Source organism: Kitasatospora sp. NPDC094016 (assembly GCF_040304045.1).
GTDB lineage: Bacteria > Actinomycetota > Actinomycetes > Streptomycetales > Streptomycetaceae > Kitasatospora.
The window spans coordinates 12,523-31,191 of record NZ_JBEOUK010000064.1 but is presented as its reverse complement, the minus strand read 5'-3'; the positions used below and the strand labels follow the sequence as shown (position 1 = coordinate 31,191).

Genomic DNA, 18,669 nt, shown 5'->3' with positions numbered 1-18,669 from the left:
CGCTGTCGGTTCGTCGGGTCGCACCGGTGGCATCTGGCGTCCCACCGAAACCTCCGGTCACTTCCATTCCATGCCGACGTAGCATCGCCAGCCGCCTGGCGGCGCATCGGGGGTCGATTCGGCCATAGATTCGAAAGATTTGAGATTCTGCCGTGTGCAGGTCGCATCGCCGAGTAGAAATGGGCGCACACGCTCAAGGTGAGATTGGAATTGATCGTTCCATATTCTCTGGGGGATTCGATGTGGCGCGTCCACAAATCCGCGATCGTGACGATCGTGCTGTCTTTACTGTTAAGTCTGTTCGGGGCCGCTCCGAATTGGGCATCTGCCGCAAGTCATCCAAAACCAGCTGCTGAGGCAGGGACGCGGAAGCCGCCAGCACCACCGACGCCGATGAGTGGCGCGGAACGGGATGCTCTCACCAAGCAGGCCACGGAGGAGAACACCCACGATCAGGTGGCCGACGAGGGCGGCACCGTCGCCATCAGGTCGACCGCCGCGCCCACGCCGTCCTCGCCCCACGCTGCTGCGCCGGACGGCATCACGGGCCAGGGGGACGGGGTGTGGCCGCCATCCGGGTGGGTGGACGGCCGAGCGGGCTGGGGGTACTTCTACATGCCCTCTTACCAGACCGCCATCTGGACCATCCAGTCGCAGGACTACTACTGGCAAATCCCCTCCGTCCACTACACGGTGTACCGCGCCTCGGACAACGCCAAGATCGCGGAGAACTGCTTCGCTGCCGACCCCAGTCTCGGGGGTTCCACGAAGTTCTGGATCGAGCAGGTCAACCGCCAAGGCGGCAACGCTCTCCAGCCCGGTGTGGGCTACTACGCCAAGTTCGCGTACTCGACCAACTTCACGGCCGGCAAGGACATTCGGACGGAGGACTGGTCGTGCGCCTCGGGCTGGTCGTCCGAGGCGCAGACGCCGACCCTGCCGGCATTCAGCAACGGGCGCACTGTCCCAGCCGCCGAGACCACGGGCTGCGGTTGCGGGGACTCCTCGGGCCGCGACCAGTTCCAGGGGCACCGCGGCGACCCGGTGAACACGCTCACCCGGTCCGAGAACGAGCAGGCGACCGACGCCACCCTCGCGGCACCGGGCGTTCCGTTCGCGCTGACCCGCACCTACTCCAGTGACGCCGCCGCCCCCGCGAACTCCCCACTCGGAGCGCACTGGTCGTTCCCGTACTCAGCGTCCGTCCAGGACCAGGGCGGCTCCACCGTCCAGGTCACCCTGGAGACAGGGGCACAGGTCACGTTCAACCGCGACTCCTCGGGAAATCTCACTCCGACCAACGGGGTCCGCTCCGTCCTGACCGGGAGCCCGACCACCGGCTACCGGCTCACCACCCTGGACAAACGCACGCTGGGGTTCGACCCCTCCGGTCGCCTGACCAGCTGGGTCGACCTCAACGGAGCCGGTCTGACCCTCGCCTACAGTGGAATCCAGACCACGCCGTCGACGATCACGGACTCCGCCGGCCACGTCGTCACCCTGACCTACGCCGCGTCATCCCCACTGCTCACTACGGTGGCCCTGCCGGACGGCCGATCAGTGGGCTACGGATACACCAACAGACTGCTGACCTCGGTCACCGACCTGACCGGCGGCACCACCACCTACGCCTACGACACCGCAGGCCGGCTCACCGGCATCACCGACCCGGCCGGCCACCAGATCATGAGCACCAGCTACGACGCCAACGGACTGGTGGTCTCCCAGAAGGACGCCAACGGCCACACCACGGCATTCACCGGGAACGCGGCCGCCAACGGCTACTCCACCTACACCGATGCCAACGGCGGACAGTGGAGCGACTACTACACCGGTAGCCAGCTCTACCGGTCGGTCGACCCGTACGGCAAGAAGACCGCCTACGCCTATGACGGCAACCAGCGCCTGTCGCAGGTGCTAGACCCCGACGGGCACCTGACCCAGTTCAACTACGACGCGGCAGGCCACCTGACCACCCGTACGCTGGCGGACGGGTCGACCGAGTCCTGGACCTACGACAACGCAGGCAACCAGACCTCGCACACCACCCCCGGCGGCGCCAAGACAACAGCAACCTACGACTCCGCGAACCACCTGACCAGCCAGACCGACCCCGGCGGCGGGAAGACCGCCTACACCTACACCGCGAAGGGACAGCTCGCCTCGAAGACCACCCCGGCCGACCGCACCACCACCTACGCGTACGACACCGCCGGTAACCTCCTCTCGGTGACCGACCCGGCCGGGAACAGGACCAGCTACACCTACGACTCCGCGGGCCGACGCATGAGCGTCACGGATCCGCGCGGCAACACGGCTGGCGCCAACCCGGCCGGCTACACGACGTCCTACGCCTACGACAACGCCGACAGGGTGCTCTCGATCACCGACGCGAGCGGTGGAAAGACCCTCCACGGCTACGACTCCGTCGGCAACCGCACCTCCGTCACCGACCCCCTCGGCAACAAGACGGCCTACACCTACGACAACGCCCACCACCTACTGACCAGCACCGACGCCGCCGGAAACCAGACCAGCTACACGTACGACGCCAACGGGAACCCGCTCACCCGCACCGACCCCACCGGGGCGAAGAGCGGTTACACCTACGACTCCGCCAACCGGCAGCTCACCACCACCACGCCGCGAGGCAACGCCGCCGGCGCGACCCCCGCGACCTTCACCACCACGTTCGGGTACGACGCGAAGGGAAACTGGACCAGCACCACGGACCCCACCGGAGCCGTCACCAGAACCGCCTACGACGCGCTCGACCGCCCGGTCACCGCGACCGACCCACTCGGCAACACCACCACCACGGGCTACGACGCGGACGGCCGCATCACCTCCACCACCGACCCGACCGGAGCCAAGACCACCAGCACCTATGACCCCCGCGGCCTGCTCGCCTCGGTGACCGACGCACTGGGCAACACCCAGGCCTACGGCTACGACGCGGACGGACTCCGCACCTCGGCCGTCACCCCGACCGGCGACCGGACGACCTACGCCTACGGGCCCAACGGCGAGGTGTCCGCCTCCACCGACCCCCGAGGGAACGTTCAGGGCGCCGACCCCGCAGGCTTCACAACGAGCTACAGCTACGACGCCGCAGGCAACCTGACGGCCGCCAAGAATCCCCTGGGGAACACCTTCTCGACCGCCTACGACGCGCTCAACCGGATCACGGCCCTGACCGACCCCCTCGGCGGCAGCACGGCACGCGGCTACGACCAAGCCGGCCACCTCACCACCGTCACCGACCCGACCGGGGCGACCACCAGCTACACCTTCGACGCGGCCGACAACCGGACCTCGCGCAGCGACGGCAACGGCCACACCACCCGCTACGCCTACGACGCCGCCAAGCGGGTGCTCTCCGTCACGGACCCACTCAACCGCAAGACCACCTACGGCTACGACGCGGACGGGAACCGCACAACCGTCACGGGTGCCCGCGGCATCACCGCCACGACCGGCTACGACACCCGCGGGCTCGCAACCGGGACCACCTACTCCGACAACACCCCGGCACTCGCCTACACCTACGACGCCGCCGGACGGCGCACGGGCATCAAGGACGCGACAGGATCGCGCACCCTCACCTACGACGCCGTCGGCAGACTCCTCACCACCTCCTCACCGACCACACCGTCCGGGTTCACGTACACCTACGACGCCGCCGGCCACGTGACCAGCCGCCAGTACCCCAGCGGCTGGAAAACGACCTCCACCTACGACGCCGCCGGCCGGCCCGCCTCCCTCACCGCAGGAGGAGCCACCACCACCTTCGGCTACGACCAGGCCGGACACCTCACGACCACCGCGCTGCCCAGCAACAACGGCTACACCGAGACCCGGGCGTACGACCAGGCCGGCCAGCTCTCCGCCATCGCCAGCACCAAGGGCGGTGCCACCCTGTCCTCGTGGGGCCTCACCCGCAACCCCGCAGGACTGCCAGTCAAGGTCGACACCGCCAGGTCCGGACTGCCCAACGGCGCCCTGGCCTACAGCTATGACCCGGCCGGACGCCTGCTCAGCGGCTGCTCCGCCCCCTCCACCGGCGCCGGATGCCTGCCAGGCTCCGAACTCGCCTACACCTACGACAAGGTCGGCAACCGGCTGACACAGACCAGCGGACAGGCCGTCACGACGTACGCCTACGATGACGCCGATCAGCTCACCCAGGCCGCCACCGGAACGACCACGACGGCCTACGGCTACGACCCCGACGGCGACACGACCTCGTCGAAGACCTTCCCCAGCAGCACGGTCCTGCCCAGTGGCGGCACGATCGCCTCGGGGGCCTCGCTCTCGTCGGCGAGTGTGCGGCTGACGATGCAGGCCGACGGCAACCTCGTCCTGTTCTCGATCCTGTCGGGCCAGGTGTTGTGGTCCTCGCAGACCGGCGGCCACCTTGGCGCGACGGCCGCGCTGCAGAACGACGGGAACCTCACCGTCCGCGACACGGCAGGCGCGGTGCTCTGGAGCACCCAGACCAGTTCGGGCCCCGGCACGTACGTCAAGGTCCAGGCCGACGCGAATGTCGTGGTCTACGACGCCAACGGCAAGGTGCAGTGGTCCACCAACACCTGGAACGCCGTGAACGCGGCCGGGGCCAGCACCTACACCTACGATGCTGCCGGCCGCCTCTCCGGGGAGACCATAGGCGCGAACACCTTCACGTACACCTACGACAACGCTGGGAACCGCACCGCCACCCGCCAGAACGGTGCAGCCGCCCGCACTACCCAGTGGGACGTCAACACCCCCCTGCCGCGCATCGCCACCGAGACGAGCGGTGACGGGTCGCTCCTCGGGGACTACAGCTACGGACCGCAGGGCCAGCTGCTCTCACAGCACAACGGCACGGACACCTACTACAGCCACCACGACTGGCTCGGGTCCGTCACCGACGTCACGGACAGCCATGGCGTCCAACAGACCCGCTACGGCTATGACACCTTCGGCGCACGCAGCGCCACCAACACGGCGCCCAACCCCCCGGTCAACTCCTTCGGCTTCACCGGAGAGCACACCGACCCGGCCGACAACCTGCTGAACCTGCGCGCCCGCCGCTACGACAGCAGCACCGGTCGCCTCACCACCCGCGACCCCATCCAACTGCGCCCCGACCGTCCCTACACCGCCGACTACGTCTACACCCACAACGGGCCGTCCTACCGGACCGACCCCAGCGGGTTGTGCGACGGCTTCCTCGACTGCCTCAGCGACGTCGGCGGCGCCCTCACCCACATCGACGTGACCGTCGGAGTCGCCGAGACCCTGTTCGGGGCAGCCGTCACCGAACTGGGCGCCGATCTCACCGGACTCGGGATGGTCAGCTGCCCGTTCACCCTCGGCCTCGGCTGCGCGGTTGCCGGAGTAGGTGTGGCCGTTGCCTCGACCGGCCTTGCCATCACCGTGGACGGCATCGATCGGTTCGCCAACTCCTTCAACCAAGCATTCCGAGAGGAAGACCAGAAGAGCCAGGGGGCGACTGGCGGCCGGAACGACGGTTCGGGCAACGGAGGTTCACGGACGAACGCGGAGGACACGAGCGGAGGTTTCGAAGACCCCACCTGCCCGAACACAGGGAGCGGGCCCATTGTGGACCCGAACGCCGAGTTGCCGCCTCAACGCCAGGCGTACATCTCCGAGGTGGAGGCTCTGAAGGGCAAAGTCGGGCAGATGCGGGCGGCCGGTAAGTCGGACGAGGAGATCGCGCGCACCCTGCACCAGGCGCGCCGCGACCTCGGGGTGAAGTACAAGGACGCGACCGAGGAGGGGAAGCGCGAGGCGATCTATGCCCGCAACCTGACAGTATATGGCGACAAGCTGGGACCGAGTATCGACTGGCTGCGAGCTCGCGGCAAGTCGTGGCAGGACATCATCGACAGCGCGGCACGGACCGGTGGCAAGGACCTCGGTCTGGGAAAGAGGTAGTGGTGCTTCTCGCCTCCTTCGATCTCTTCGGGCGGGTCGCCGACTTCGAGCCGGCGACCGGGGAGCTGAGCCCTGAGCGCGCGATCGAACCCGGACAGGAAACCCACGGTCACTACGGTGCACTTGCCGGAACCGTCGTGGTGTTCTACCGGGACAGCGACGGACTCCACCTGCGGGTGGGAGTCGGTGAGTGCCGGATCGAGTCCTCGGCACAGGTTCGGCACCGGATCCAAGAGCCCGAATGTGTCCTGGACATCGACCAGGTCGCTGAACTGCGCTATCCGGTGCCATCGGAATGGTACGGATTGGAGAACGACCTGACCCCGTTCGTCGAAGCCGAAGACTTCGACTTCGGCCTCTTCATCGCCAACGTGGTGGGAGACCAACGTCGGGTCGAGGGGATCTATCGCCGACAGTAGTCACGGCCCGTCCGTTCGTCTCTCCAACCGTCGGACCAGGGACGCCCAGCCGAGAACGCCGCCGCGAGCTGCCGTGCGACCCCCGGCTCGATCGGCTCGGACAAGGTTGTGCATGTGGGCTGTGGCCTGCACCGCACGGTGCAGGCCACAGCCTTTCCGGTGGCGGTCCCGGAGGGTCGCGTCGTTCCTCATGTACGCGAAGGTGCCGCTGAACCGCTGGGCGCGCCGCAGCCGAACAACCGGTCCAATGCCGATTGGCTCTCATCGTCTTGGGGGCGGAAGACCAGCAGCCGCTGATCGGGATCGCGGGGCGGCATGAGTACGTCGAAGAGCACGGCGATCACACCGGCGTCGGGATGCCGCATCACCTTTTGGCCACGCCTGCCAACCGTAATGTCCGGCTCAGCCCACAACCGCGCGAATTCCTCGTCGCCGGTGAGGAATTCGGCACTGGGGTCGCTCAACGCAGGGTCCTTCGAATGCATGGCCCAGGCGGCGTGCAGATGAGCGATCCTCTCTCATACGACGCGTTCCCGGTCGACGTAGAACTCGCGTATCTACGGATGCTGGCTCACGGGGGGGATGGACTGCTCAGCCTACAGATGAACGATCTACGCGACGGCGTAGGGGCTGTACTGGGAGACCCGGGCGACGGTGAGGCCGAGGTCGGCGGCGGCGTCGAGGTCGATGTTGTTGAAGCCGGTGGAGCGTTGGGCGATGAGTTCGGTGCCGCCGGCGGCGAGGACGGTGAGGGTCTCGGCGTCGAGGACGGCGTTGACGCTGCTGCTGACGGCCGGGTAGCCGGCGGCGAGCGGGGCGGTGTCGCGGTTGAGGAACATGCTCAGGCAGCGCAGCCCGTGCCGGCCGGCGAAGGCCTGTTCCAGCAGCGGCCGTTCGTCGGCCTGCACCCCGTACGCGAGGATCTCCATCGGTTGCCCTTCCGTCAGTGGTCCGCTCCACCGGCCACGCTAGCGGGGCCGTCGCGGGGGCGCCCGTCGGACGCGCGAGGGCCCGGACCGGTAGCGGTCCGGGCCCTCGGCGGGGCGGGAGAGGTCAGATGACCGTCTCCGCCTCCAGGTAGCGCTCCTGCGGGACGGTCTTCAGCTCGGCGACCGCCTCGGCGATCGGCACCAGGTTGATGTCGGTGCCTTGCAGCGCGGTGATGTGTCCGAACGCGCCCTTGTGGACGGCCTCGACGGCGTGCCAGCCGAAGCGGGTGGCGAGCACCCGGTCGTACGCGGTCGGGGTGCCGCCGCGCTGGGTGTGGCCGAGGATCACCGGGCGGGCCTCCTTGCCGAGCCGGTGCTCCAGCTCGCGGGAGAGCTGGGTGGCGATGCCGGTGAACCGCTCGTGGCCGTAGATGTCCTTGGTGCCCTCTTCCCAGTGCATGGTGCCGGGCTCGGGCTTGGCGCCCTCGGCGCAGACCACGATGGCGAACTTCTTCTGCCGGTCGAAGCGTTCGCGGACGACGGCGGTCAGCTTGTCGATGTGGAACGGCCGCTCCGGGACGACGATGGCGTGCGCGCCGGCCGCCATGCCCGCGTTGAGCGCGATCCAGCCGGTGTGCCGGCCCATGACCTCGACGACCATGACCCGCTGGTGGGATTCGGCGGTGGTCTTCAGCCGGTCCAGCGCCTCGGTGGCGACCGAGACGGCGGTGTCGAAGCCGAAGGTGACGTCGGTGGAGGCGATGTCGTTGTCGATGGTCTTCGGGACCCCGACCACCGGCAGTCCGGCGTCGCTCATCAGCTTGGCGGCCTTGAGGGTGCCCTCGCCGCCGATCGGGATCACCGCGTCGATGCCGAGGTCGGCGCACAGTCGCTTGGCGCGCTCGACGCCGTCGCGCAGGTGGCTGGGCTGGACCCGGGACGAGCCGAGGATCGTGCCGCCCTGGGCCAGGATGCCGCTCACCGAGTCGAGGGTGAGCGGCCGGTGGACGCCCTCCAGGAGACCGCGCCAGCCGTCCTGGAAACCGATGATCTCGTCGCCGTGGTCGACCACCCCCCGGTGGACCACGGAACGGATCACCGCGTTCAGGCCGGGGCAGTCACCGCCGCTGGTCAGCACTCCGATACGCATTAGCTTTGCAACTCCCGAGCAGAACCGAGGAACGGCCGGACTACAGGCTGGGACGACGAGCCGTCACCGTAGCGGGGCGCTCCCACGCCGGAGTGGCGGGGAGGTGGCCGCGGGGTGAAGGACCGGCCGATCCGGACAGAACGCCCGAAAACGGCCGCGAAGTCGAGCATACGGCCCCTGGTCCGGCCGGGCAGGAGCCGACGCGGGAGCGGCGCCGTCGGCGCCCCCGCGCGGAAGTGCAGCCTGCTGCCGAGGAGGGTGTGCAGTAGGCAGCCCCATTGTGGTACGTCCGGGGCCGCCCCTGAACCGGGTGACCGCATCGCGGGCACCCGGGCTTCGGGGCGGGCGGACGTACTACGCGGGGCGCGTCGTGGCGGCGATGCGCTCGGCGCGCAGCGCGTCGTACCAGGTGGTGTCCGCCGGCGGCAGGGCGTTGACGTCCAGTGCCAGCTTGATCAGCATGTCGGCCACGGCGGGGTTGCGGGCCAGCACCGGGCCGTGCAGGTAGGTGCCGAACACGGTGTCCCGCCAGGCGCCCTCGGTGCCGTCGCCGGTGCCGTTGCCCCGGCCCGCGACCACGGTGGCCAGCGGCTGGACGCCCTGGCCGAGGTGGGTGACGCCCTGGTGGTTCTCGAAGCCGGTCAGCTGCGGCAGGCCGAGGCGCGGGTCGACGTCGGCGAGGACGTCGCCGACGCAGCGGGCGCCGTCGCCGCGGGTGGTCCAGACGTCGAGCAGGCCGAGGCCCGGCTCGCGCTCGCCGAGGTCGTTGACGAACTCGTGGCCCATGATCTGGAAGCCCGCGCAGACGCCGAAGATGATCGCGCCGTTCTCGGAGGCCCGGATCAGGCCGGTGTCGTTGCGCAGCCGCTCGGCGGCGAGCCGCTGCGGACGGTCCTCGCCGCCGCCGATCAGGTAGATGTCGCCGCTGGTGGGGACCGCCTGGTCGGAGCGGACGTCGATCCGGGTCACGTTGAGATGGCGCTGGCGGGCCCGGCGCTCCACGACCAGGGCGTTGCCCCGGTCGCCGTAGGTGCTGAGCAGGTCCGGGTAGACCCAGACCACGCGCAGGCTGCTCTCACTCATCCTCGAAGGCCTTCCGTCACGATCAGATGGGGCTGCAGGCGCGGCATCAGCCGGCCACGACCTTCCGCAGCTGCTGGAAGGCGGTGTAGTTGGCGATGGCCTCGATCCGGCCGGGCGGGGCCATCCGGACGGCCTGCTCCAGCGTGTCCACCACGTGGAACTGCAGTCCGGCGACCTCCAGGCGGACGGCCAGGTCCAGCTTGCGCTGCCCCATCACGAACACCGGGTGCCCGGCGAGGCGCTCGTAGTCGACGTCCCACAGCCAGGAGGTGTCCGTGCCGTCGGCGTCGAGCGCGTTGACGGAGAGGATCACCGGCGCGGGCGGGCCGTCGATCAGCGAGAAGGTCTCCAGCCAGCCGGCCGGGTTCTTGGCCAGCAGCAGCCGGATGTCCCGGCCCTGGTACTGGACCACGTCGTAGCGGCCGGCGACGGCCGTGACCGAGCGCATCCGCTCCAGCGCGACCTGCGGGGAGACGCCGAACACGGCGGCGACGGCGGCCGAGCTGGTGGCGTTGGCCAGGTTGGCCCGGCCGGGCAGCTGCAGCTGGATCGGCCAGGCGCCGCGCTGCGGGTCGATCACGTGGGTGCCCTGGAGCGCCCAGTGCGGGTTGGGGCGCCGGAAGCCGCACTCCTGGCAGAACCAGTCGTCGCCGGGGCGCTGCATCACACCGCCGCAGGCGGGGCAGGACCAGGCGTCCTCCTTCCAGGCCTGCCCGGCGGCCACCCAGACCACCTTCTTGCAGGACGAGGCGGCCCAGGTCACCAGCGGGTCGTCCGCGTTGGCGATGACCACGGCCTCGGTGTCCTGGAGGCCCTCGCGCCACTTCTCGGCCATCATCCGGGTCTCGGCGGCGCGGTCGAGCTGGTCGCGGGAGAGGTTGAGCAGGGCGATCGCCTTGGGGCGGGTGTCGCGGGCGACGCCCGCCAGGTACTTCTCGTCGACCTCGATCACGCCGAAGCGGGCGTCCGAGCCGCCGGCCAGGGCGGAGGTGATGCCGGCCGGCATGTTGGCGCCCAGGGCGTTGGAGACCACCGGGCCGGCGGCGCGCAGCGCCTCGGCGATCAGGCGGGTCGTGGTGGTCTTGCCGTTGGTGGCGCTGACCAGGACGACGTCGAGGTGGTCGGCGAGGGTGGCGAGCAGGTCGGGGTCGAGCCTCAGGGCGACCTTGCCGCCGATCACCGAGCCGCTTCCGCGTCCGGCCTTGCGGGACACGGCGGCAGCGACCCGACCGGCCGTGACCGCGATCTTGGCGCGGGCCGGCAGCGAGGCGTCGCGTGCGCCTGTGGGCTCCGATTCGGTGCCTGCCATGCTCAGTGGTTCCTCCTTGCTGCGGCACCACCCGGGTCCGGATTAACGGGCCGTCGGGCGGCGGGGACGGGGCCAGCCTACCGACTCCGCCGCCCGGCTCGACGATCCGGACCCCGGACAGCCTGCTGTGACGCGGCCGGAGGCGCCGCCCGGGGCGCCCTGACGGCTCGTCGGGGAAGACGGTGTACGGAGGGGGCCTTCGCCGCTTGGGACGCTCTCCGGGCTCTCGGGGTTCCCGGGTGAGGATGTGGTGAAGAAAAGATCAGCGGCCCGGGCGGGCGCAGGAGACCGGCTCGTCCGCGGCCAGCGTGGCGGTGATCACCAGGGTGCCGTCCTCGGCCCGGAAGTCCAGCGGCGCGGCCAGCCGGCGCATCGCGGCGATCAGCCCGGTGTTGGCGGCGTGGGTCACCGCGTACACCGTCGTGACACCGGCAGCCCTGGCCGCCGCCGACAGCTGCCGCAGCAGGGCCGGACCGAGTCCGCGCCGCTGCCAGGCGTCCTCGACCAGCACCGCCAGCTCCGCCTCGTCGTCGTCCCACATCAGGTGCCCGAGGGCGACGATCCGCCCGTCGGCGGCCGTCGCGGCGAGGCTGTGGCCGTGCCGGGCGTCCAGCAGGTGGTCCAGGTAGCGGCCGGCGTCGCGGACGGGCCCGTGGTAGCGCAGCCGCAGCGAGGCGGGGGAGCAGCGGAGGTGCATCGCCAGGGCCGCGGCCCGGTCGGCCGGTCCGGCGGGGCGCAGCGTCAGTGCCGTCCCGTCCGCCAGCGTCAACCGGGACGGCGCCTCCCGGTCCGGCTCCGTCACGGCTCGCGGCCGGTCGACCGGGGGGTGCGGACGGGCGGGCCGCAACGGGCCCCCGGTGAGCGCGGGCAGCCGGGCGGCCTGGCCCTCGGGCGCCGCGCACCTGCGGTCGGACCTGCGGAATGGCCGGTGCCAGAGCCGTTCGGGGCGAGTGCGTGATGCCGTCATGCCGCCGACGCTACCGACGCCGCGCTTCCGGCCGGTTACGTGATCGTGAACGCAGGAATGACCTGGACGGTTCCGGAGCGTGACCGTGTTCGGGGGGCTCGGCCGGGCTCGGGCACCTGGGCGGCCGACCGGTCCGGGGCGATCGCCCGGCCCTGGCCGGAGAGTTGACCTGGACACGCTCACGGATGGCGCAGAATCCGGGAACGGGCGAGCCCCTTCGGATAGGGATGGCTCGGCTTTTCGCCGATCCCACCTCCCCCGAAGGGGCTCACATGTCCTTCCCGTCGTCCTTCCCGAAGAAGTCCGCCCTCGTGCGGCGGTCCGTACTGGGCGCGGCGTGCTGCGCACTGCTGCTGGCCGCGCCGATCGCCCTCGCCCAGCCGGCGGCCGCCGCCGACGGTCCCAAGACGCCCCAGGAGGCCGCCGCCTGCAAGGCTGTCGTCTCCACGCTGCTCGGCGGCTTCGGGTCGATGCTCGCGAACTCGGCGTGCGTCGTCCAGCCGGGCGACAGCTGAGCAACGGCCGGGCGACGACGGCCGAGTGACGGCTGAGCGACCCGGCGGGCCGGGGCCGCCCGAGGGACCGCCTCAGGCCCCGGCCACCGCTGCCACCTGGTCGGCCGGGTCGCACGGCTGCGGTCGGGGGGTCAGGGGTGCGACGGGTCGTCGGGGAGGGTGAGGGTGGCGAGGGCGCCGCCGTCGGGGTGGTTGGTGAAGGTGAGGGCGGCGCCGATGACCCGGGCGTGGCCGGTGGCGATGGTGAGGCCGAGGCCGTGGCCGCGCCCGCGTTCGGGGGCGTTGGTGCGGAAGCGTTGGGGGCCGCGGGCGAGGAGGTCGTCGGGGTAGCCGGGGCCGTGGTCGCGGACGGTGATCCGGTGGCCGTCGACGTGCAGCCGGATCGGCGCGGTGCCGTGCCGGTGGGCGTTGATCAGCAGGTTGCCGAGGATGCGGTCGAGGCGGCGCAGGTCGGTGCGGACCTGGCGGTCGGCGGCGACGTCCACGTCCACGTCGACCTCCAGGCCGGTGAGCGTGACGGTGCGGCGCACCGCTCGCTCCAGCGGTACGGGGGCGAAGTCCGGGATCTCGGCGTCGGCGTCGAGGCGGGAGACCTCCAGCAGGTCCTCGACCAGCGAGCGCAGGGCCTGCACCCGGTTCTGGACGAGCTGGGTGGGGCGGCCGGGCGGGAGCAGTTCGGCCGCGGTGACCAGGCCGGTGAGCGGGGTGCGCAGTTCGTGGGCGACGTCCGCCGTGAAGCGCTGCTCGTCCTCCAGCCGCTGGTGCAGGGTGCGGGACATCAGGTCGACGGCGGCGGCGAGGTCGGCGACCTCGTCCTTCCCGTCGACGAGCTCGCCGATCCGGGTGTCCGTCCGGCCGGCGGCGATGCCCCGGGCGGCCGTCGCCGCGGTGCGCAGCCGGCGGCTGATCCGGTCGGCGACCAGGACGCCGGCCAGCACGGTGGTGAAGACGGCGGCGACGACGGTGATCAGGATGATCCGGTCGAGGTCGGCGATCGCCTGCCGGTCCTGGGTGAAGTCCACCCGGACGGAGAGCACCCCGGTCTGGACCGGTCGGGCCGCCCACATCGACTCGCCCTGCGGACCGCCGGCGAGCAGCGAGCCCTCGCGGCCGTCGGCCGCGAGCGTCCGCAGCCCCTCGGGCAGCGCCGGGTCGTCCAGGGCGAACCGGTCGGTGACCTCGCCGCGCTTGTAGGTGTCCACGGCCGAGCCGAGCGCGGCGAGCGCGGCGGCGCGGGCCTGGTCCACGTGCTGACGGATCATCGCCTGGTGGACGAGCAGGCCGACGGCCACCGCCACCAGGACGGCGATGGCGGCGACGGCGGTGGCGATCTGACGGCGCAGGGTCATGCCGGACGCCGCAGCTTGTAGCCGAACCCGCGGACGGTCTCGATCCGGCCGGAGCCGATCTTGGCGCGCAGCCGCTGCACGTGGACGTCCACCACCCGGGTGTCGGCGCCCCAGTCGTAGTCCCAGACGCGTTCCAGCAGGGTGGAGCGCTCCAGCACGATGCCGGGCGCGGCGGTGAACTCCAGCAGCAGCCGCAGCTCGGTGGGGGTGAGCGGGACGAGGCGGCCGTCGACGCGCACCTCCATGCTGTCGGTGTCCACCTGCATGCCGTCGAAGCTGCGCAGCGCGGGGGAGGGGGCGTCCGCGGGCACGGCGGTGGCGGTGGCGGTAGCGGCGGTTGGCGCTGCGACGGGGACGGCGGGGTCCACCGGCTCCCCGGGCGGCGCGGGTTCGACCGGGACCACCCGAACCCGGCGCAGCACGGTGCGGATCCGGGCGACCAGCACGGCGCTCTCGAAGGGCTTGACGACGTAGTCGTCCGCCCCGGCCTCCAGGCCGGACACCACGTCGACCGGGTCGGTGCGGGCCGACATCATCAGGATCGGCAGCTGGCTCTCCTCCCGGATCCGGCGGCAGAGGCCGACCCCGTCGAGGAGCGGCAGCATGACGTCCAGCAGGAGGAGGTCGGGGCGCACGGCGTGGAAGGCCTCCAGGCCCTCCAGGCCGTCGGCGGCCGTGGTGACCGGGAAGCCGTAACGCTCCAGGGCCATCCGGGTGGCCTCCCGGATCACCTCGTCGTCCTCGACGAGCAGGATGTGCGGGTGGGCGGGCGCGGCTGCGGGGTTCATGGCTTCGCTTCCGAGGGAGCCGAGGGCGGGCGGATGGGGACCGGGACGGCCGTCCTCGGGGAGGAGACGCCCGCGCCGGCGCCCGGGCTGGGCGCGGAGGGCTTCGGCTGGAAGGGTGAGCCGCCGACACCGTTCGGGGCGACGGCGGGGCCGGCGGAGGGCGTGCTGGTGGGCGTCTGGGTGTTGCCGTTCGCGGCTCCGCCGGCCGGGCCGGCGATCGGGCCGGTGTCCTCGACCTTCCGCTCCAGCAGGCCGAGCCGGACGCCGTCCCACTGGTAGTGGCTGCTGGTCCGGACGAACGCGCCGGTCGGCTCGTAGAGCCACAGGTCGGATCCGACGGTCGCGGCGCTGAACCCCTTCAGCACCTCGACCTGGAGGATGGGCAGCAGCCGGTCGTCGGCCAGCAGGTAGACGTGCAGGACGACGGGCCCGGGGGTGGCGACGGCGACGACCAGTTCGTCCCGCCCGTCCCCGGTGAGGTCACGGAACTCGGGGCTGCGGACGTCGCAGGCGGGGCAGGAGTCCAGGGCGCGCCGCTCCTCCGGGCCCACCGTGGAGTCCTTGGCGAGGACGGTGCGGACGTCGACCGTCCTGATGTCGTGCCCGGGGACGGTCACGTCCGGGACGGGTTGCGGCGCGGCCTGCGTGGCGGCCCCGGCGCCGGTGGCCGGAGGGCGCGGTGGCGGAGAGGCCGCCAGGCCGGGCCAGAGCGGCTGGGCCACCAGCGGCGGTGCCACCGGCTGGGTGGAGCCGTGGTCCTGGAGCCCGCCGGGGGTGGCACGGCCGAGGGCCAGGGCCGCGAGCGTCACGAGGACGGCCAGGGCGGCGAAGGCCGCCACCGGCACGGCGACGGGCCGGCGGCGGGGTGGGGATGCTGCTGCCACGGTCGGTGCTCGTCCTCCTGGTCTGCGGCGATGCGCCGGTTCGTCCCCGCACCGGCCTCGGTGGTAGGTCGCGTGGACGGCGGTCGGTGGTTCCCGTCCCGCCGTCCCGGCCGTCGGATCGTTTCGGCTGTCGAACCGGCGCGGCGGCCGGGACGGCGGGACAGCGCGGCGGCTTCAGCCGGTCGCGCCGCCCGGACCGGCCAGGTCCGCCAGGACGATGATGTTGTCCGTCCAGTGCCCGTCCGAGCCGATCCGCCCGCCGCAGGTGATGAGCCTGAGAGCGGGTTCGGGAGTGTCACCGTAGACCGCTTCGGTCGGGAAGCGGTCCTTGGCGGCCTGGAGCAGCGAGCGGACCTTGAAGTCCACGGTGCTGCCGTCCGCGCGCCGCACCTGGATCAGGTCGCCCGGCCGCAGCTTCGGCACGCCGTGGAAGACCGCCGGGCCGTGCGCGGTGTCGTAGTGCCCGATGAGGACGGCGGGGCCGGCCTCCCCGGGCGTCGGCCCGTTGCGGTACCAGCCGACCTCGCCGGCGCGGTCGGCGGCCGGCACCTCGACCGTCCCGTCGGGGTTCAGCCCGAGGTCGGTCACCGGGGCGTCCACCCCGGCGGCCGGGACCAGCAGCCGGGTCGGCGCCGAAGCGGCGAACGGCTTCGGCGCACCGGCCGGGCTCCCGGTGCTCCCGGCCGTCCCGGTGGTTCCGGGGCCTCCCGAGGGCGCGGCCGCCGGGGTGTCGGTACTGCCGTGCACCGAGGGCTCGACCCGCACCACCGGGGTCTGCTGGCCGGACAACGCCACGGTGGTGCCCAGTACCAGGCAGGCCAGGCCCGCCGCACCGAACGCCGTCCGGCGCAGTGTGCCCGGGCCGGGGGAGGCCTTGCGGTGCCGCCGGCTGCGGCCACCGCGCGGGAGGCCGTGGCGGACCGGCCCGTCGGCGCCGGGCGTGCTGTCGGGCTGCCCGCCGCCCGCCGGGGCCCCGGTACCCACCGGGCCCCCGGCGCCGCCTCCCCGCCCGGTCAAGGGCGGGGGAACGGCGCCGGGGTGCCCGGCGGACTCGGGGCCGGTGTCAGCCGCGCGCACCGGAGCGGCGGCGCAGCATCGCGAAGCCCAGCGCACCGGCGCCGACGGCCGCGACGGCCCCGCCACCGGCCAGCATCAGGCCGTTGCTGTCGGTCTCGCCGGATCCGTCGCCGGCCTGGGCCGCGCCCTTGGGCACCTCACGGACCTGGGCCGTGCCGTCACTGGAGACCGCGGCGCCACCGGCGGAGGGCTTCGCGCTGGGCGTGGCAGTGGCGGTCTTGGCCGCGACCGACGGGGCGGCCGGGGCGGGCTGGCCCTGGCTGGGCGTCGCGGTGGGGGCGGCCGACACGCCGGCACCCGCAGCAGGCGCGGCGGACGGGGTCCCGTCGGCGAAGGCCTGACCGCCGGTGACGACGGTCAGCAGCGCGCCGCCGGTCAGGGCGCAGACGGCCAGCACGCGGCGGGCGGGGGAGCGGTGGGTACGGCTCCTGCTCATACGGTGTTCTCCTTCGTCGTGGACGCCTCCCGGCCGGGGTGGCCGGTGCGTCGTCCATGACGGTAGGAGGGCCGTGTCGCGGTCCCCGGCCGGTCGTGTCACGGCCGCCCATCGGCTGCGTAACGAACCCCGGGGCCCGTTGCGGCCGGGTGGCGGCGCCGCCGGAGGTTTGGGGGCGCGCCGGCTGACGCCGCGTCGGGTCGTGGGGGTAACCCCCTCCCGGCCCGGGGGACCGCTCCATGGCCCGGGGCCGGGGGCCCGGCCACACTGGCTGCGGTTCGAACAGCGTGGCGGTAGGCCCCGGTTCAAGGGGTGGTGGGCGCCGGGAGCAGAGCGCCGGCCGACCGCGCGCCGCCGCACCGTGCACGTGATGCCGTCCCACCTCCAGCCGATCGGGGTCACCGATGACCAGTACCTCCGCCCGCGCCGCGACCGCCCCAGCCCCCGCCCCGACGAGCAGGAGGGGAGGGCGCGTCCGCTGGACCGTCGTCCTGCTGACCTCGCTCGCGATCGTCGGGTACGCCGTGGGGACGTACGCCCAGGCCGGCCTGCCCATCACCGCGTCGAAGGGCGGCGTGTCCGCCACCTACGCCGAGCGCCCGATGGCCGTCCAAGTCACCTTCTACGTCCACATCGTGACGGCCGCGCTCGCGCTGCTGGTCGGCCCGTTCCAGTTCTCCACCGCGCTGCGCCGGCGATCCCCCGCCGTCCACCGCTGGACCGGCCGCGTCTACGTCGTCGGGGTCGCGGTGGGGTCCCTGGCCGCGTTCGTCATGGCGTTCTTCAACTCCGCCGCCTTCAACGGCTTCTTCGGCTTCGGCGGGCTCGCCCTGCTCTGGGCCTGGACCACCTGGCGCGGCTACCGCGCCGCCCGCGACCGCGACCTGCCGGGCCACCGCGCCTGGATGATCCGCAGCTTCGCCCTCACCTACGCCGCCGTCACCCTCCGGTCCTGGCTCGGCGTCCTCATCCTCCTCCAGACGCTCACCGCCCAGGGGGCCGTCGACGGCGAGCGCTTCTTCGACAACGCCTACGCCGCCCTCCCGTTCCTCAGCTGGCTGCCCAACCTGATAGTCGCCGAATTCCTCATCTGCCGCCGGGGCCTGCCCGCCTACCGTCTCATTCCGGCCGGCCCGCGGTCCTGAGCCGGACGCGGCGGGCGGGCTCGCGGGAGGGGCGTCAAACCCCCTCCTGCGGACCGGTGTCGGGGAGCCCGCCGCGTCGCGTGGTCGCGCCGGCCGCAGTCAGCCGATGCGGGTGGGGGTGTCGAGGAGGGGGTGGCCGGTGGTGGCGAGGAGGGTGGTGAGGTCGGTGGGGGTGAGGGTGTGGGGGGCGCGGAGGTAGAGCTCGTCGACGGTGGTGCCGGGGAGGGGGTGGGGCTGGCGGGAGAGGACGGCGACGTGCTGGTCGGCCAGGGCGGTGTGGACACGGGCCAGGCCGTCGGGGGTGCTGCGGGCGGCGGTGCGGACGCGCCACAGGGCGGTCGGGGGCGCGGGGGAGTGGGGGTGGTGGCGCTGGGACCACCAGGTGTGGAAGAGGGCGGTGGCGAGGAGGGCGAGGGCGGCGGCGGCGAGGACCACCGGGCCGTCGGGGCCGCGGACGACGATCTTGGCGACCAGGTCGGCCGCGGTGACCGAGACGAAGACGGCGGCGAGTTCGACGCTGTCGCGGCGCCAGCGGTGGGTGCCGGCGCCGCGTCGTCGGGCCCGGGGGAGGGTGGGCGTCGGCTGCATGGTCGGGTGCTCCGTGTGCTCCGTCTGCTCCATGACAGCACCCTGCCCGACGGGTGTTTCCTGTCCACGAACCCGCCGTGACCT

The 18,669-nt window shown here is 72.3% G+C and carries 15 protein-coding genes and 1 pseudogene; 4 read left to right on the top strand and 12 right to left on the bottom strand.

Annotated features, from left to right (window positions below; all coding sequences use genetic code 11):
- Positions 1–393: 393 nt before the first annotated feature.
- Both ABT015_RS35375 and ABT015_RS35370 read left to right on the top strand, forming a co-directional pair.
- Positions 394–5,946 (top strand): DUF6531 domain-containing protein, encoded by a 5,553-nt coding sequence (locus ABT015_RS35375; protein ID WP_350886678.1) that lies wholly within the window; start codon positions 394–396, stop codon positions 5,944–5,946.
- Between the two features lie 2 nt (positions 5,947–5,948).
- Complete coding sequence (locus ABT015_RS35370) at positions 5,949–6,365, top strand: hypothetical protein (RefSeq protein ID WP_350886675.1); 417 nt, start codon at positions 5,949–5,951, stop codon at positions 6,363–6,365.
- Positions 6,366–6,553: 188 nt separating this feature from the next.
- Here the strand turns inward: ABT015_RS35370 and ABT015_RS35365 are convergent, their stop codons facing one another.
- The 6 genes and pseudogenes from ABT015_RS35365 to ABT015_RS35340 all read right to left on the bottom strand — a co-directional run bounded on the left by ABT015_RS35365 (position 6,554) and on the right by ABT015_RS35340 (position 11,803).
- A complete protein-coding gene (locus ABT015_RS35365; protein WP_350886701.1) occupies positions 6,554–6,868 on the bottom strand; it encodes an MmyB family transcriptional regulator in 315 nt (104 codons plus the stop codon).
- 111 nt (positions 6,869–6,979) lie between these two features.
- Positions 6,980–7,294 (bottom strand): annotated as a pseudogene (locus ABT015_RS35360) (2-hydroxyacid dehydrogenase); the annotation flags it as partial.
- 124 nt (positions 7,295–7,418) lie between these two features.
- On the bottom strand, positions 7,419–8,444 hold the full coding sequence (locus tag ABT015_RS35355; RefSeq protein WP_350886672.1) for a 6-phosphofructokinase: 1,026 nt from the start codon (positions 8,442–8,444) through the stop codon (positions 7,419–7,421).
- Between the two features lie 354 nt (positions 8,445–8,798).
- Positions 8,799–9,527, bottom strand: coding sequence for a type 1 glutamine amidotransferase (locus ABT015_RS35350; protein ID WP_350886669.1), 729 nt, complete (start codon positions 9,525–9,527; stop codon positions 8,799–8,801).
- A gap of 46 nt (positions 9,528–9,573) precedes the next feature.
- Complete coding sequence (locus tag ABT015_RS35345; protein ID WP_350886666.1) at positions 9,574–10,836, bottom strand: MurT ligase domain-containing protein; 1,263 nt, start codon at positions 10,834–10,836, stop codon at positions 9,574–9,576.
- A 262-nt stretch (positions 10,837–11,098) separates the two neighbouring features.
- Entirely contained in the window at positions 11,099–11,803 is a 705-nt protein-coding gene (locus ABT015_RS35340) for a GNAT family N-acetyltransferase (protein ID WP_402451855.1), read from the bottom strand.
- Between the two features lie 272 nt (positions 11,804–12,075).
- Here ABT015_RS35340 and ABT015_RS35335 point away from each other — a divergent pair, with 272 nt between their 5' ends.
- A complete protein-coding gene (locus ABT015_RS35335; RefSeq protein ID WP_350886664.1) occupies positions 12,076–12,318 on the top strand; it encodes a hypothetical protein in 243 nt (80 codons plus the stop codon).
- A 131-nt stretch (positions 12,319–12,449) separates the two neighbouring features.
- On the opposite strand, the gene ABT015_RS35330 is transcribed toward ABT015_RS35335, so the two are convergent.
- The 5 genes from ABT015_RS35330 to ABT015_RS35310 all read right to left on the bottom strand — a co-directional run bounded on the left by ABT015_RS35330 (position 12,450) and on the right by ABT015_RS35310 (position 16,852).
- The gene (locus tag ABT015_RS35330; protein WP_350886661.1) at positions 12,450–13,667 is read right to left on the bottom strand and encodes a sensor histidine kinase; all 1,218 of its coding nucleotides are present in this window, start codon (positions 13,665–13,667) and stop codon (positions 12,450–12,452) included.
- Positions 13,664–14,455 carry a response regulator gene (locus ABT015_RS35325; protein WP_350886658.1) on the bottom strand — a complete coding sequence of 264 codons (792 nt, stop codon included), beginning with the start codon at positions 14,453–14,455 and terminating at the stop codon, positions 13,664–13,666. Before ABT015_RS35325 ends, ABT015_RS35330 begins: the two co-directional genes overlap by 4 nt.
- On the bottom strand, positions 14,452–15,339 hold the full coding sequence (locus tag ABT015_RS35320) for a hypothetical protein (protein WP_350886655.1): 888 nt from the start codon (positions 15,337–15,339) through the stop codon (positions 14,452–14,454). The genes ABT015_RS35325 and ABT015_RS35320 overlap by 4 nt, the downstream gene beginning before the upstream one ends.
- Before the next feature lie 174 nt (positions 15,340–15,513).
- Entirely contained in the window at positions 15,514–16,323 is an 810-nt protein-coding gene (locus ABT015_RS35315) for a class F sortase (RefSeq protein WP_350886652.1), read from the bottom strand.
- A 79-nt stretch (positions 16,324–16,402) separates the two neighbouring features.
- A complete protein-coding gene (locus ABT015_RS35310; protein WP_350886649.1) occupies positions 16,403–16,852 on the bottom strand; it encodes a sortase-dependent protein in 450 nt (149 codons plus the stop codon).
- A 404-nt stretch (positions 16,853–17,256) separates the two neighbouring features.
- Here ABT015_RS35310 and ABT015_RS35305 point away from each other — a divergent pair, with 404 nt between their 5' ends.
- Positions 17,257–17,997: a DUF2306 domain-containing protein gene (locus ABT015_RS35305; protein WP_350886646.1), complete on the top strand. Its 741-nt coding sequence runs from the start codon at positions 17,257–17,259 to the stop codon at positions 17,995–17,997.
- Positions 17,998–18,096: 99 nt separating this feature from the next.
- On the opposite strand, the gene ABT015_RS35300 is transcribed toward ABT015_RS35305, so the two are convergent.
- A complete protein-coding gene (locus tag ABT015_RS35300) occupies positions 18,097–18,618 on the bottom strand; it encodes a hypothetical protein (protein ID WP_350886643.1) in 522 nt (173 codons plus the stop codon).
- Between the last annotated feature and the right edge of the window lie 51 nt (positions 18,619–18,669).

Excerpts from the sequence above, each read along its gene's own strand:
- ABT015_RS35375 (WP_350886678.1), top strand. The coding sequence starts at position 394 with ATGAGTGGCGCGGAACGGGATGCTCTCACCAAGCAGGCCACGGAGGAG.
- ABT015_RS35355 (WP_350886672.1), bottom strand. The coding sequence starts at position 8,444 with ATGCGTATCGGAGTGCTGACCAGCGGCGGTGACTGCCCCGGCCTGAAC.
- ABT015_RS35350 (WP_350886669.1), bottom strand. The coding sequence starts at position 9,527 with ATGAGTGAGAGCAGCCTGCGCGTGGTCTGGGTCTACCCGGACCTGCTC.
- ABT015_RS35345 (WP_350886666.1), bottom strand. The coding sequence starts at position 10,836 with ATGGCAGGCACCGAATCGGAGCCCACAGGCGCACGCGACGCCTCGCTG.
- ABT015_RS35340 (WP_402451855.1), bottom strand. The coding sequence starts at position 11,803 with ATGACGGCATCACGCACTCGCCCCGAACGGCTCTGGCACCGGCCATTC.
- ABT015_RS35335 (WP_350886664.1), top strand. The coding sequence starts at position 12,076 with ATGTCCTTCCCGTCGTCCTTCCCGAAGAAGTCCGCCCTCGTGCGGCGG.
- ABT015_RS35330 (WP_350886661.1), bottom strand. The coding sequence starts at position 13,667 with ATGACCCTGCGCCGTCAGATCGCCACCGCCGTCGCCGCCATCGCCGTC.
- ABT015_RS35325 (WP_350886658.1), bottom strand. The coding sequence starts at position 14,455 with ATGAACCCCGCAGCCGCGCCCGCCCACCCGCACATCCTGCTCGTCGAG.
- ABT015_RS35310 (WP_350886649.1), bottom strand. The coding sequence starts at position 16,852 with ATGAGCAGGAGCCGTACCCACCGCTCCCCCGCCCGCCGCGTGCTGGCC.
- ABT015_RS35305 (WP_350886646.1), top strand. The coding sequence starts at position 17,257 with ATGACCAGTACCTCCGCCCGCGCCGCGACCGCCCCAGCCCCCGCCCCG.
- ABT015_RS35300 (WP_350886643.1), bottom strand. The coding sequence starts at position 18,618 with ATGGAGCAGACGGAGCACACGGAGCACCCGACCATGCAGCCGACGCCC.